Raw genomic sequence first — 13,467 nt, 5'->3', positions numbered from 1 at the left:
CGGCGGCCCTGTACGGAGAACGGCTGAGACCGGTGATACCGCCAGGACGGCGGATCGGTCAGGTGGTGTCGGCGTCGAAGGGCGGGCGCTCGGCCTTCTCCGGCACGTCCCGCTTCACGAACGGATCCCGGGTCGCCGCCTCCAGCGCCTCGTCGTCGCCGGCCCGGCCGCCACCCCCCTTGACGCCCTCCGCCAGCTCGCTCATCTCCTTGCGGAGGTCGAAGGAGCTGCCGAGTTCCCGCAGCTCCCGCAGCTCATCGTCCGAGTTCAGCTGCTTGCGCAGAAAGGTCTTGGGGTTCAGGTCCTCGAACTCGAAGTCCTTGAACTCCGGGCCCAGTTCGCCGCGGATGTCCTGCTTGGCGTTGTCCGAGAAGTCACGGATCTTGCGGATGAACTGGCTGACGTCCTGGATCACCTTCGGCAGCTTGTCCGGGCCGAAGACGAGCACCGCCAGAATCACGAGCGTCACCAGCTCCAGCGCGCCTATGTCATTGAACACCCTGTCGCTCCTCGTGCTCTCTGGGGCCCGCGGCTCGGACCGAATGGTGAACCCGATCCACGGTACCCGGCGACACTTCGGTCAGTCATCTGTCCGACCAGCGTGATCCTGGGCCCGCCACCACGCGGTCATGGACCGTTCACGCCCCGGTCGGCTCAGGAGGAACCGGCCGCCGAACCGAGGGTCAGCGTCAGGGTGCGCTCCTGGCCGCCCCGGACCAGGGTCAGCTCCAGCCGGTCGCCGGGACGGTGGGCACGGATCTTGACGATCAGCTCCTCGCCGCTGTGCACCCGCTGGCCGTTGACCTTGGTGATCACATCGCCCGGCCGGATGCCCGCCTTGGCGCTGGGGCCGTCGGGGATCACGGAGGCGCTGCCGTCACGGCCCTTCTCCCCGACCCGGGCGCCGTCGCCCTTGTACTGCATGTCGAGGCTGACGCCGATGACGGGATGGGTGGCCTTGCCGGTGTTGATCAGCTCCTCGGCGACCCGCTTGCCCTGGTTGATGGGGATGGCGAAGCCCAGTCCGATGGAGCCGCTCTGGGCGCCCTCACCGCTCGCCCCGGTGTCGGCGGCGCGGATGGCGCTGTTGATCCCGATCACCCGGGCCCGGGTGTCGACCAGCGGGCCGCCCGAGTTGCCCGGGTTTATCGGCGCGTCGGTCTGGAGGGCGTCGACATAGCTCACATCGCTGCCGTCGCCCTTCTCCCCGCCCGCCGTGATCGGGCGCTCCTTGGCGCTGATGATGCCGGAGGTGACCGTGTTCTGAAGGTCGAAGGGGGCGCCGATGGCGACGACGGGGTCGCCCACCCGGACGCTGTCGGAGTTGCCCAGGGGCAGCGGGGTGAGCCCGGAGACACCGGTCACCTTCACCACCGCGAGGTCATAGCCACTGTCCTTGCCGACCAGCGTGCCCCGGGCGGTCTCGCCACCGCTGAAGGTGACGGTGATGTCGCCCTTGGCCCCCGCCGGGGCGACGACATGGTTGTTGGTGAGGATATGGCCGCGCCGGTCCAGGACGAACCCGGTGCCGGTGCCCTGTTCCGCGCCACCGCTGACATGGAGGGTGACCACGCTGGGCAGGGCGCGGGCGGCGATCCCGGCGACACTGTCGGGGGCACGTCCGCCGCCGTCCTTCGGCGCCTGGTCCAGCTCGATCCGGTCCAGGCCGCCGTTGCGCTCGATATAGGCACCGACGCCACCGCCGATACCGCCCGCGACCAGCGCCAGCAGCACGGCGCCGACCACGGCCGCGCCACGCCGGGACTTCCGCCGCACGGGCTCGTCCGGCCGGGTCAGCGGCGCGGCACCGGGCGCGGCCCAGGGGTCGTACCGCCCCCACTGCCCACTGCCCGCCCCGGGGGCCGCGGGCACTCCCGGCACCGTCTGCCCCACGTGCTCCTCGTGACCGCCACGACCGTCGTGGCCCTGGTGCCCCGGGTGTCCGTGCGATGCGTGGTGCCCGTGGGTCAGCTCGCCCTGCCCGTCGTACGGAGACGGCTGGGGCGGTACGGATGGTACGGCCCCGCCGGGCGCCCCCGGCCGTTCCACCAGAGGCGCGGGCGCCCAGGGACCGGGCTGGCCGTACGGCGGTGTGTGGTGTGCCTCAGGGGCGTGCGGCGGCATCGCCGGAGGCGGCCCGGCGAGGAGCGGCGCGGACGCGGCGGTCTCCGGCGCCGGGCCGGGAGTGGCGGGCGCGACGGTCGGCGCGGGCGGCGGGGAGAGCGGCGGAGCCACCGGAACGGGCGGACCGGGGGGAACATCCGGCATGGTGGGCGCGACGGTCGGCACCGGAGGGACCATGTCCCGGGGCGCATGCTCCCCGACACCGACACCGGCACCGGGCTCTCCGGCGGACAAGCCACCCTGGGCGGCCGGGGAACCGGACACCGCGCCGACAGAACCGGCCGGATGAGCGGAGTCAGCCGACCCGGCGGAAACGATGGGGCCCGTCGACTCCACGGCATCGCTGGAGGCGGGGGAGTCAACAAGACCGACGGGCTCAGCGGGTGCGACGGGATCCGCGGGATCAGCCGGGTCCGCGGCCGGGGCCCGGTCCTCCGGACCCGTACCGGACACGGACTCCGCGCCCTGCCCGGGAACGGCCGACGGCTGGTCCGGTGACGGCGCCGGGCGTGCTCCCCGCCCCGGGCCCGGCTGGCTCCACCAGGTCGCCTTGGCCCCGGTCGGCTTCCCGTCGTCCATGCTCTCCCCGTCAAACGGCCATCAGCTGTGGCATCCCTGGGGACACCTCGTCCCCAGGATTCAACCAGGTTTGCGAATGGCCGCGCAGGTCGTCGGTCCCGCCCCAGGTCAGCGAGGTGGGAGCAGCGGTGGCTCCGGCTGGGTCGGTGCGACCAGCTGCGAGGGCCGGGGCGTGGCCGAGCCATGCGGCGCGGGCGCTGCCGCGTGCTGGAAGGCCGAGCCCGTCGGGCGTATCAGCGGGGGCTGGACAAAGGCGGCGCCCCCCATCGGGGCCTTCAGCGGAGGCACCCGGTGCGACGGCGGCGTCAGCAGCGGCGGGGCGAGCGGGGGCGGCGTCAGTGCCGCCCCGGGGAGCAGCAGTCCGGGCACGGTGCCATAGCCGCCCCAGCTCTCCATCTGGACGGAGGTCTGACCGCCCCGACGGCGCTCCTGCTCCATGCCCCGGGTGCTGGTGGTCGGCAGGGTCGAACCGGTCGACCCGGACCCCGTGGTGGGGGCGGCCCGCAGCGGGGTGGTGGAGCCAGAACCGCCCCGGGTGGACTGGAGGGACGCCTCCAGCGGAAGCGCCCCGCCGAGGGCGATGGCGGCGAACGAGACGGCGCTCGCGGCGGCGAAGGCGAAGCGGCGGCCCCGCCAGGGCGAACGCTCGGCCTCCCGGCCCACGTCATGGATGCGGAAGCCCGCACCGCCGACACCGGGGGAGCCACCCGCCAGCACCGAGCCGCCCGTGTGCGCCCCGGGGAGATAGCCGAAGGTCTCCGAGCGGCGACCGCCGGGTCTGCCGGACGAGGAGGCCGCCGAACCGGCCGGGGTGATCTCCCCGAACATGGTGTCGATGACGGCGCCGTCGAACGGACCACGGCCCGCTCCAGGGCCCGCGGGCAGGCCCTGGAGGCGCGCCAGCAGCCCCTCCGAGGGCGGCGGAGGAGCGGTCCGGGCGAAGACGTCCTTCAGTCTGCGCTGGGCGTCGGCCTCGGCCTTGCACTTGGGGCAGGTCGCCAGATGGGCCAGGACCCGGTCCCGGGCGTCATGTTTCAGCTCACCGTCGACCAGGGCGGCGAGACGGTCCCCCAGATGCTGTTCCGCGGGGGTCGGACCAGAGCCGTTCACGCCGGTGCCCCCTCAGCCGCGAGCCCGGCGGCACCCGCGAGCAGCCGCTGCTCGGCACGGGCCTCGGGCGAACGGTGCTTGAGGGCCTTGCGCAGATGCGAGCGACCCCGGTGGATCCGGCTGCGGACCGTGCCCAGCTTCACCCCGAGGGTGGCCGCGATCTCCTCGTACGACAGCCCCTCGATGTCACAGAGGACCACGGCCGCGCGGAACTCCGGCGCCAGGGTGTCCAGCGCCTGCTGGACATCCGCGTCGAAGTGGCTGTCGTTGAACATCTGCTGCGGGGAGGGCTCACGGCTCGGCAGCCGCTCGGCGGCGTCATCGCCGAGCGCGTCGAAGCGGATGCGCTGCTTGCGCCGGACCATGTCCAGGAACAGATTGGTGGTGATCCGGTGCAGCCAGCCCTCGAACGTGCCGGGGGTGTAGGTCGACAGCGAGCGGAAGACCCGGACGAAGACCTCCTGGGTCAGGTCCTCGGCGTCATGCTGGTTGCCCGTGAGACGGTAGGCGAGACGGTAGACCCGGCCGCTGTGCGTGCTGACGATCTCCTCCCACGAGGGAGGTGTCCACGCCTGTGTCTCCGCGTCTGATGCGAAGGTCGCCGTGGTGGCGGAGTGGGCATGGCGGCGGTCAGCGGTGTCAGTCACGGATTTCGGCTCACCCGGTGGCCGGAGGAAGCGCCGTAGCGCCCCCTTGCGATCCGCGGGTGCAGCCGCACCTCCCCTTATGGCTCTGGTGGTGTCCAGCGGAGCCCCTACCATAGCCACCTCGCCCGTTAGTTCCGGATAAGAATCTTTACGCGAATTTGGGTACCGCGTCGAAGTCCGTCGCATGTCATCCCCCCTCCCTCTCTAACGCCCGGTCCCATCTGCGGGTTCCCGGCGGCAGCGGATACAGTCAACGTCGCGTTCAACTACGGGGACAGGAGAGGCCCATTACCGCGAACCGGCAGACAAGCTGGGCGTTCGCCGACGCCTTTGTCGCCGAGGACGACGCGCTGCGCTGGGCCCGGGACCGGGCCCGGGAGGCAGGGCTCTCCCCGGTGTCGCCAGGCACCGGCGCCGCCCTGCGACTGCTGGCCGCGACCACCGACGCGAAGGCCGTCGCCGAGATCGGCACCGGCACCGGGGTCTCCGGGATCTATCTGCTCCAGGGTCTGCGCCCCGACGGGGTACTGACCACGGTGGACCTGGTCCCCGAGCACCAGCAGTTCGCCAAGCAGTCCTTCCGCGCGGCGGGCTACGCCGCGAACCGCGCCCGCTTCATCCCCGGGCGCGCCCTCGACGTCCTGCCCCGGCTCGCCGACGGCGGCTATGACCTGGTCTTCTGCGACGGTGACCGGATGGAGTCACTGGACTACCTCGCTGAATCGTTGCGCCTGCTACGCCCCGGTGGCCTCGTCTGTTTCGAGGGCGTCTTCGCGGGCGGACGCACGGTGGACTCGGCGGCGCAGCCGGCCGAGGTGTTGCGGCTGCGCGAGCTGTTGCGGGCGATACGGGAGAGTCAGGAACTACTCCCCTCCCTCCTCCCCGTCGGCGACGGCCTCCTCTGCGCCGTCCGCCGCCCGTAGGCCGTGTCCGCAGAGTCCCGCCTGTCCACGGCGCCCTGACACGCGCGCTCTCCCCCTGGGCCCAGGAGTCCGGGAGGGAGTGTCCCCATCTGCGCCTGCGGGCCCTCGGTACCCCCACCGACCAGCGGAGCGACTGCCCGCGAGGGCGGGACTGGGGGCGGACAGCGCGCTGCCCCGGCTCCTGGGGGAGACCGGGGCAGTGAGAGAGATGAGGGGCGCCGTGAGGGTCAGCCGACGACCTTCTTCAGGGCGTCACCGAGCGCGTCGGCTTCGTCCGGTGTCAGCTCGACGACAAGCCGACCGCCGCCTTCGAGCGGAACGCGCATGACGATGCCCCGCCCCTCCTTGGTCACCTCGAGCGGGCCATCACCCGTCCGCGGCTTCATGGCCGCCATGCTCGTTCCCCTTCCTGAAACCAGCTCACCGTCAGCCGAACAGCCACCTGCCTAGGCACGCGTCACCGGCATCGAACACATTGCTTCCAGGTCATTATCCCGCATCGCGGGACCCGATGACCAACATCGGTCGGCATCGCTTAGGCAACGCGCTCTCGCAAAACCACCCAATTCGGCGATCTGCCTGCGATACTTCGCTCCTCTCCGCTCACTCGGAGGAACGCTCCGCGAGCGTTGTCTTTGACGCAGGTCACATGCCCGTTCCCGGTGTTCTCCGCCATGCTGAACCCCCACAGTCCCCTTCCCGGGGCCGTGCCGCCGAGCCGCGAAGGGACCCGCCATGGCCGACTCCGTGCTGTACGAGGTGAACGACGGACTCGCGACGATCACGCTCAACCGGCCCGACGCCATGAACGCTCTGAACATCGATGCCAAGATCGCCCTCCGGGAGGCGGTCCAGGGCGCCGCGGAGGATCCGCGGGTCCGGGCGGTGCTGCTCACGGCGACCGGGCGGGCCTTCTCCGTCGGCCAGGACCTCAAGGAGCACATCGCGCTGCTCGCCGAGGACCGTGCCGCGGGCGGCGGCTCGACCATGAGCACCGTGCGTGAGCACTACAACCCGATCGTCCGGGCACTGGCCGGGATGGCGAAACCGGTGGTCGCCGGGGTGAACGGGGTCGCGGCGGGCGCCGGGCTCGGTTTCGCCCTGGCCGCCGATTACCGGGTCGTCGCCGAGACGGCCACCCTCACCACCGCCTTCGCGGGGGTCGCGCTCTCCGCCGACTCCGGGATCTCCTGGACCCTCCCCCGGCTGATCGGCCGCGCCCGCGCCACCGATCTGCTGCTCTTCCCGCGCTCCCTCTCCGCCCAGGCGGCGTACGAGATGGGTCTGGCCGACAAGGTCGTCCCGGCCGACCGGCTGGCCGACGAGGCCCGCGCGGTGGCCCGTGCCCTGGCCGAGGGGCCGACGCTGGCGTACGCGGCGATCAAGGAGTCCCTCGCCTTCGGGGCCGGGCACTCGCTGGAGGAGACCCTCGTCAAAGAGGAGGAGCTCCAGGCCCGCGCGGGCGCGTCGGAGGACCACGCGACCGCCGTCCAGTCCTTCATCGCCAAGGAGAAGCCGGTCTACCGGGGCCGCTGAGCCCACGGCCACAGGCGGGCCCAGGAGGGCCCGCCCAGGGCCCGGGGCGGCACCGGACGGGATCGGGCTCCCCGGCCCCGTACCAGCCCGTCAGGCGCGGGTGGGGGCGTCCTGGGCGGCGCCACGGGCGACACAGCCGAGGAGATGGTCGTCGACCAGGCCGCACGCCTGCATCAGGGCGTAGGCCGTCGTCGGACCGATGAAGCGGATGCCGCGCTTCTTCAGCTCCTTGGCCAGGGCGGTGGACTCGTCGGTGACGGCGGGCACGTCGGCCAGCGTGCGCGGGGCCGGACGGGTGACCGGGTCGGGGGCGAAGGACCAGATCAGCTCGGTCAGCTCGCCGGGGCGCCAGCCGGCCAGTGTCCGGGCGTTGGCCAGGGTCGCGTCGATCTTGGCGCGGTTGCGGATGATGCCCTCGTCGGCGAGGAGCCGCTCCCGGTCCTCGTCCGTGAACGCGGCGACCGAGCCGATCACGAACCCGGCGAAGGCCGTGCGGAAGCCCTCCCGGCGGCGCAGGATGGTGATCCAGGAGAGCCCGGACTGGAACGCCTCCAGACAGAGCCGCTCGAACAGCGCGTCGTCGCCGTGGACCGGGCGGCCCCACTCCTCGTCGTGGTACGCCACGTAGTCCTCGGTGGAGAGGCCCCAGGGGCAGCGCGCCCTGCCGTCGGCCCCGGTGACCGGTCCGCCGCTCACTTCCCGGCCTCCTCGGCGGGCGGGGCGGGCTCGGCGGGCTCGGGCCGCTCCGCCGGACCCGGCCGGACCCCCGCCAGCTCGGCCTCCAGCGCGGCGATCCGCGCGTCCCGCTCGGCCAGTTCGGCACCCAGCCGCCCGAGGGCCTCGTCGACATCGGTCATCCGGTAGCCGCGCACCCCCACGGGGAAGCGCAGCGCCTCCACCTCGGCCCGTCCCACCGGACGGTCCGGCGGCAGCGGGTCCACCAGCTGCTCGGGCGCGGCCTCGGGCAGGGCCGCGCTGTCGCCGCCACCGATCACGATCAATGTGACCGCCCCGACGACCACGACCATCGCGATGAGCAAGAACAAGAACACCAGCGACCTCTCCCCGACTGACCCGGACCCCCGGACGAGACGAACACCCAGCGAACAGCTGGACAAGCGACGAAACAGGCGACGGCCGGCCAACGGACACCCCGATGGACAACCGACGGACCACCACGGACACAGCCCACCGGCACCGGCGGCCCGTACGACACACCAGAACCACCCACCGTACGGGCGCTGTCCCTCGCTGAATCGTGCCACGCCGCTCTGACAGTTAGGGTCGCAGCCGGACGACCCGAGGAGGAGAGCCCCTGATGCTGCGGCTGGGACGGCGCGAGTTCGACCCGCGCGAACCGGTGATCATGGCGATCGTGAACCGTACCCCCGACTCCTTCTACGACCAGGGCGCGACGTTCCGGGACGAACCCGCGCTCGCCCGGGTCGAGCAGGCCGTGTCGGAGGGGGCCGCCATCATCGACATCGGCGGGGTCAAGGCGGGCCCCGGCGAGGAGGTCACGGCCGAGGAGGAGGCCCGGCGGACGGTCGGCTTCGTGGCCGAGGTACGCCGCCGCTTCCCCGACGTGGTGATCAGCGTGGACACCTGGCGCCACGATGTGGGCGAGGCGGTCTGTGAGGCGGGCGCGGACCTGCTCAACGACGCCTGGGGCGGGGTCGACCCCAGGCTGGCCGAGGTCGCCGCCCGTTACGGCGTGGGCCTGGTCTGCACCCACGCGGGCGGCGCGGAGCCCCGGACCCGCCCCCACCGGGTCGCCTACGACGACGTGGTGGCGGACATCCTGCGGGTGACGCTGGGGCTGGCCGAGCGGGCGGTGGAGCTGGGGGTGCGGCGGGACGGGATCCTGATCGACCCCGGCCATGACTTCGGCAAGAACACCCGCCACTCACTGGAGGCGACTCGGCGTCTGGGTGAGCTGGTGGAGACCGGCTGGCCGGTGCTGGTGTCCCTGTCGAACAAGGACTTCGTGGGCGAGACGCTGGACCGGCCGGTGAAGGAGCGGGTCATCGGCACGCTGGCGACGACGGCGGTGTCGGCGTGGCTGGGCGCGCGGGTGTACCGCGTGCACGAGGTGGCGGAGACCCGTCAGGTGCTGGACATGGTGGCGACGATCGCGGGCCACCGGGAGCCGTCGGTGGCCCGCCGCGGCCTGGCCTGACCGACCCCGCGCCCCGGCACCCGACTCCGGCGCCGTCACCCCGGTGCCGCGTTCGTTCCCGTCACCCTGGTCGCGTTCGTTCTCTCGTCACCCTGGTACCGCGTTCGCCGCCGTCCCCTGGTGCCGCGTTCGCGCCGTCAGCCGTGCGCGCGGCAGCCGTGGCGCCCCGCGCCCGGGGCGGGCCGTCTCTCCGGGAAACGGTCCGACCACGGCGGGCGCGGGACGGGATCGGCACCGCCCGCCCGCGGCGGACGCCGGGGTGAACCGGTCGCTACGGAGCCCGGAGCGCCGGAGCGGGGCGCGGCGACCCCGCCAGGCCCGTCAGACCCGTCAGACGCCAGTCTCCTTCGTCACCAGGTCGACCGCCTCCGCCACGTCGTCCGTGACGTGGAAGAGCAGCAGGTCGTGCGCGGACGCCTTGCCCTGGGCGACGACCGTGTCCCGCAGCCAGTCCACCAGCCCGGCCCAGTACTCCGTACCGAAGAGCACGATCGGGAAGCGGGTGACCTTGCGGGTCTGGACCAGGGTCAGCGCCTCGAACAGCTCGTCGAGCGTTCCCAGGCCACCGGGCAGGACGACGAAGCCGGAGGCGTACTTCACGAACATCGTCTTGCGGACGAAGAAGTAGCGGAAGTTCACCCCGATGTCGACATGCGGGTTGAGCCCCTGCTCGAAGGGCAGCTCGATGCCGAGCCCCACGGAGACGCCCTTGGCCTCCCGGGCGCCTTTGTTGGCCGCCTCCATCGCGCCCGGGCCGCCGCCCGTGATCACGGCGAAGCCCGCCTTGACCAGGGCCTGGCCGATCCGTACGCCCGACTCGTACTCGGGGGTGCCCGGCCGGGTGCGGGCGGAGCCGAAGACGCTGATCGCACGAGGGAGTTCGGCGAGCGCGCCGAAGCCCTCGACGAACTCCGACTGGATGCGCATCACCCGCCAGGGGTCGGTGTGCACCCACGCGGAGTCGCCCTCGGTGTCGAGCAGTCGCTGGTCGGTGGTCCCGGGCTGGACCTGGTCCCTGCGGCGCAGCACCGGGCCCTCCCGCCGCTCCTCCACCGGGCCGGGCTCCGTACCGGAACCGCCAGCACCGGAACCGTCAGTACCGGAACCCTCGGGATTGCCCATGGTCTGCTCCCTCCGCCGAACATCGTTTCCGCACCCAGGGTAGGACGCCGGGGAGAGCGGGCGGGCGGACGGCGGACGACACCGGGGCGACGCCAGGACGTCAGCGCGGCACCGGGACACCGTCAGGACGTCAGCCAGGCGCGCAGCCGCCGCTCACAGTGGACGATCTTGTCGACGGCGACATGCTCGTCGCGCTTGTGCGCGTACAGGGGATCGCCGGGCCCGTAGTTCACCGCCGGGACACCGAGGGCGCTGAAGCGGGAGACATCCGTCCAGCCGAACTTGGGCCGGGCGACCCCGCCGACGGCCGCCATGAACGCGGCGGCGGCCGGGTGCGAGAGCCCCGGCAGCGCGGCACCACTGTGGTCGTCGACCACGAACTCGGCCACCCCGCAGTCGGCGAAGACCTCGTGGACATGGGCGAGCGCCTGCTCCGGGCTCAGATCGGGGGCGTAACGGTAGTTCACGGCGACCGTGCACGCGTCGGGGATGACGTTGCCCGCCACACCGCCCTCGATCCGGACGGCGTTGAGGCCCTCGCGGTACTCCAGACCGTCGATCACGGGGCGCCGGGGCTCATAGGCGGCGAGCCGGGCGAGGATCGGCGCGGCGGCGTGGATCGCGTTGGACCCCATCCAGCTCCGCGCGGAGTGGGCGCGCTCCCCCGTCGTCCGCAGCAGGACGCGGAGGGTGCCCTGGCAGCCGCCCTCGACCTCGCCATCGGAGGGTTCGAGCAGCACCGCGAAGTCGCCCGCCAGCCAGTCGGGGTGGGCGTCGGCGACCTTGCCGAGGCCGTTGAGGTCGGCGGCGACCTCCTCGTTGTCGTAGAAGACGAAGGTCAGATCGCGGTTGGGCGCGGGCACGGTGGCCGCGATCCGCAGTTGGACCGCCACACCCGACTTCATGTCGCTGGCGCCGCAGCCCCACAGCACCCCGTTCCCGTCCAGCCGGGAGGGCACGTTGTCCGCGATGGGGACCGTGTCGATGTGCCCGGCGAGCACGACCCGCTCGGCGCGCCCGAGAGAGGTGCGGGCGACCACGTTGTTGCCGTACCGGTCGACGCGGAGGTGCGGCAGGGCGCGCAGTGCGCTTTCGACGGCGTCCGCGAGGGGCTTCTCCGTCCCGCTGACCGACGGGAAGTCGATCAGCGCGGCGGTGAGCGCGGGGGCGTCCATGCTGAGGTCAAGTGCGGTGGGCGGCATGATCCCGACCTTAGCGCGCAACCCTGGAGGCGTTTCGCCAGCGGTACGCGGGCGGGGCACGCCCCTCGGGCCATGAGGCCCGCTGGCCGAAAACCCCGGTGTTCAGACCCGTCATGGAGCCACCGCGCCAGGTCACGGGGACGCGGCCGATGCCCTAGTACGGTGGGCCTGTGTCCGATACCGCATCCCCCCTCCGGCGCCGCCGCCGCGCGCGGCTCACCGCCGCGTTCGCCGCGCTGCTGGCGCTGATCGGCTATGTCGCGGTGCGGTACTCCTCCGGTGGCGACCCCGCCCGCTGTGTCGTACGCGCCGCTTCCGGCGAGGGCGGCCCGCGCTATGAACTGAGCACCGAGATGGCGGCGAACGCGGCCACGATCTCCGCCGTCGGCACCAGCCGGGGGCTGCCGGAGCGGGCGGTCACCATCGCGCTCGCGACCGCGCTCCAGGAGTCCTCGCTGCGCAACATCGACCACGGCGACCGGGACTCCCTCGGACTCTTCCAGCAACGCCCCTCCAAGGGCTGGGGCACACCGGATCAGATCCTCGACCCGGTCTACTCGGCGGGGAAGTTCTACGACGGCCTCACCGAGGTCCCCGGCTACTCCCGGCTGCCGCTGACCGTCGCGGCGCAGAAGGTCCAGCGCAGCGGCTTCCCCCAGGCGTACGCCAAGCACGAGCCGAACGCCACGCTGCTGGCCGCCGCGCTGACCGGACGGGCCGGATCCGCGCTGAGCTGCACGCCCGGTGCCACGGCCGCCACCGGGGAAGCGGCGACGGTCCGTACCGCGCTGACCCGGGACTTCGGGGCGGCGGTGCTGGCGGGCGCGCCCCGCACGGGGGCGCGCGAGATCGCCGTAGCGGTGCCGTCGGCGACCTCGGACGCGCCCTCGGCCGGTCCCGGCGTCTCGCGGGCGCCGACACCCCGGCGCGGCTGGGAGCTGGCGCACTGGGCGGTGGCGCGGGCCGAGAGGCTGGGCATCGCGGAGGTCTCGTACGGCGGGAAGGTCTGGTCCGCCGAACACGCCGACCGGGGCTGGCGGCCGTCCACCACCCCTCCCGCCCCCGGCGTCCGCCTCCGTCTCGCTCCCTGACCCAGGGCCGTCCCGGCCGCTCCCTTGTCGCGGGTACGTCGTGGCACATCTCGGGTACGTCGCGGGTCGCGGGGCGTCGCGGGTCGTCGCGGGTCGCTGTCGGTACGGAGGCGTCCGCGCCTCCAGGGAGACGCGCGGCCGTCGACGGGCACGGCACACCCATACGAGAGGTCACCCACAGGCGGGGTACGGGAACGGCACCGGCGAAGCGGGCCGTCACCCGCGCACAGCGGTCGTCCGGCGGGCGAGGCACCTGGTCAGGGCGCGAGCACGGCGGGGCGACGCTCCGGCGGGCCGCCGGGGTTGTCCTTATTTCAGCTCAATCGATCATGTGACGTATTGCCAACTCTTTGCCCGGCCGTACCGCAACTTCCCCCGCCCCCCGCCCGGTTGTCACTGCGTCCGGCCGCCGGGCCCGGCCACCCCCGAGGCCCGGCCCGGCGGCGGACCAGACACAGCACTTCACCGTCTTCTCGTCTCAAGGAGCATCATGTCCCTCCCCCTGACCCGCCGGATCGCCCGTGTCGCGCTGCTCGTCGCGGCGGGCGCCGCCCCCGTGGTCGGTGCGGCCGGCTCCGCGGGTGCCGTGGACCTCCACCAGGCCAACCCGGTCGGCGGACTGAGCACCGTGGACGCCGGAAGCGTCGGGTCCACCGTCGACGGCGCGGCCCGCAACTCCACCGCGCTGGCCGGGAACACCGGTGGCGACGCGGTCCAGCAGACCCTGCCCGCCGCGGGCAAGACCGTGGGCTCGGCGGGCCGGACCACCGCCCCCGCCGCCCAGAAGGTCGCCGGTGAGACGGCGGGCACCGCCACCGGGATCGTCGGCCAGGCCGCGGGCGGGGCGGCCGGTTCGCTCGGCGACGGTCTGCCGACCGGCAAGCTGGCCCAGGGCGGTCCGCTCGGCGGCTGACCGGCACCCAGCACCGGCGATGGGCCCGGGAGCATCCGCTC

14 protein-coding genes are annotated in these 13,467 nt (G+C 73.1%); 5 read left to right on the top strand and 9 right to left on the bottom strand.

What is annotated here, in order from left to right:
- Window positions 1–58: 58 nt before the first annotated feature.
- The 4 genes from ACFVIM_RS25560 to sigE all read right to left on the bottom strand — a co-directional run bounded on the left by ACFVIM_RS25560 (window position 59) and on the right by sigE (window position 4,574).
- A complete protein-coding gene (locus ACFVIM_RS25560; protein WP_384305594.1) occupies window positions 59–499 on the bottom strand; it encodes a sec-independent translocase in 441 nt (146 codons plus the stop codon).
- Between the two features lie 155 nt (window positions 500–654).
- Window positions 655–2,703, bottom strand: coding sequence for a trypsin-like peptidase domain-containing protein (locus ACFVIM_RS25555; RefSeq protein ID WP_384305591.1), 2,049 nt, complete (start codon window positions 2,701–2,703; stop codon window positions 655–657).
- A gap of 108 nt (window positions 2,704–2,811) precedes the next feature.
- The gene (locus ACFVIM_RS25550) at window positions 2,812–3,813 is read right to left on the bottom strand and encodes an anti-sigma factor family protein (protein ID WP_384305588.1); all 1,002 of its coding nucleotides are present in this window, start codon (window positions 3,811–3,813) and stop codon (window positions 2,812–2,814) included.
- The gene (gene sigE / locus ACFVIM_RS25545; RefSeq protein ID WP_384305585.1) at window positions 3,810–4,574 is read right to left on the bottom strand and encodes an RNA polymerase sigma factor SigE; all 765 of its coding nucleotides are present in this window, start codon (window positions 4,572–4,574) and stop codon (window positions 3,810–3,812) included. The genes ACFVIM_RS25550 and sigE overlap by 4 nt, the downstream gene beginning before the upstream one ends.
- Window positions 4,575–4,681: 107 nt before the next feature.
- On the opposite strand from sigE, the gene ACFVIM_RS25540 reads away from it, so the two are divergent.
- Window positions 4,682–5,383, top strand: coding sequence for an O-methyltransferase (locus ACFVIM_RS25540; protein WP_384305597.1), 702 nt, complete (start codon window positions 4,682–4,684; stop codon window positions 5,381–5,383).
- A gap of 227 nt (window positions 5,384–5,610) precedes the next feature.
- Here the strand turns inward: ACFVIM_RS25540 and ACFVIM_RS25535 are convergent, their stop codons facing one another.
- Window positions 5,611–5,778: a DUF3117 domain-containing protein gene (locus ACFVIM_RS25535; RefSeq protein WP_003966491.1), complete on the bottom strand. Its 168-nt coding sequence runs from the start codon at window positions 5,776–5,778 to the stop codon at window positions 5,611–5,613.
- Between the two features lie 340 nt (window positions 5,779–6,118).
- On the opposite strand from ACFVIM_RS25535, the gene ACFVIM_RS25530 reads away from it, so the two are divergent.
- Window positions 6,119–6,919 (top strand): enoyl-CoA hydratase-related protein, encoded by an 801-nt coding sequence (locus ACFVIM_RS25530; RefSeq protein ID WP_384305582.1) that lies wholly within the window; start codon window positions 6,119–6,121, stop codon window positions 6,917–6,919.
- 90 nt (window positions 6,920–7,009) lie between these two features.
- Here the strand turns inward: ACFVIM_RS25530 and ACFVIM_RS25525 are convergent, their stop codons facing one another.
- Both ACFVIM_RS25525 and ACFVIM_RS25520 read right to left on the bottom strand, forming a co-directional pair.
- The gene (locus ACFVIM_RS25525; protein WP_384305579.1) at window positions 7,010–7,615 is read right to left on the bottom strand and encodes a DNA-3-methyladenine glycosylase I; all 606 of its coding nucleotides are present in this window, start codon (window positions 7,613–7,615) and stop codon (window positions 7,010–7,012) included.
- Window positions 7,612–7,971: a DivIVA domain-containing protein gene (locus ACFVIM_RS25520; protein ID WP_384305576.1), complete on the bottom strand. Its 360-nt coding sequence runs from the start codon at window positions 7,969–7,971 to the stop codon at window positions 7,612–7,614. The genes ACFVIM_RS25525 and ACFVIM_RS25520 overlap by 4 nt, the downstream gene beginning before the upstream one ends.
- A 266-nt stretch (window positions 7,972–8,237) precedes the next feature.
- Here ACFVIM_RS25520 and folP point away from each other — a divergent pair, with 266 nt between their 5' ends.
- A complete protein-coding gene (folP, locus tag ACFVIM_RS25515) occupies window positions 8,238–9,098 on the top strand; it encodes a dihydropteroate synthase (RefSeq protein ID WP_384305573.1) in 861 nt (286 codons plus the stop codon).
- A 330-nt stretch (window positions 9,099–9,428) separates the two neighbouring features.
- Here the strand turns inward: folP and ACFVIM_RS25510 are convergent, their stop codons facing one another.
- Both ACFVIM_RS25510 and dapE read right to left on the bottom strand, forming a co-directional pair.
- Window positions 9,429–10,220, bottom strand: a complete 792-nt coding sequence (locus ACFVIM_RS25510) for a TIGR00730 family Rossman fold protein (protein ID WP_384305571.1) — start codon at window positions 10,218–10,220, stop codon at window positions 9,429–9,431.
- A gap of 122 nt (window positions 10,221–10,342) precedes the next feature.
- The gene (gene dapE, locus ACFVIM_RS25505) at window positions 10,343–11,422 is read right to left on the bottom strand and encodes a succinyl-diaminopimelate desuccinylase (RefSeq protein ID WP_384305568.1); all 1,080 of its coding nucleotides are present in this window, start codon (window positions 11,420–11,422) and stop codon (window positions 10,343–10,345) included.
- A 170-nt stretch (window positions 11,423–11,592) separates the two neighbouring features.
- Between dapE and ACFVIM_RS25500 the strand changes: the two genes are divergently transcribed.
- Complete coding sequence (locus tag ACFVIM_RS25500; protein WP_384305565.1) at window positions 11,593–12,513, top strand: hypothetical protein; 921 nt, start codon at window positions 11,593–11,595, stop codon at window positions 12,511–12,513.
- A gap of 490 nt (window positions 12,514–13,003) precedes the next feature.
- Window positions 13,004–13,426, top strand: coding sequence for an ATP-binding protein (locus ACFVIM_RS25495; RefSeq protein ID WP_384305562.1), 423 nt, complete (start codon window positions 13,004–13,006; stop codon window positions 13,424–13,426).
- Window positions 13,427–13,467 lie beyond the last annotated feature (41 nt).

It is taken from the genome of Streptomyces sp. NPDC057638 (assembly GCF_042800315.1).
In the GTDB taxonomy this organism is placed as follows: domain Bacteria; phylum Actinomycetota; class Actinomycetes; order Streptomycetales; family Streptomycetaceae; genus Streptomyces.
The sequence above is the reverse complement of the archived record's forward strand: the minus strand, read 5'-3'. Positions and strand labels throughout refer to the sequence as shown.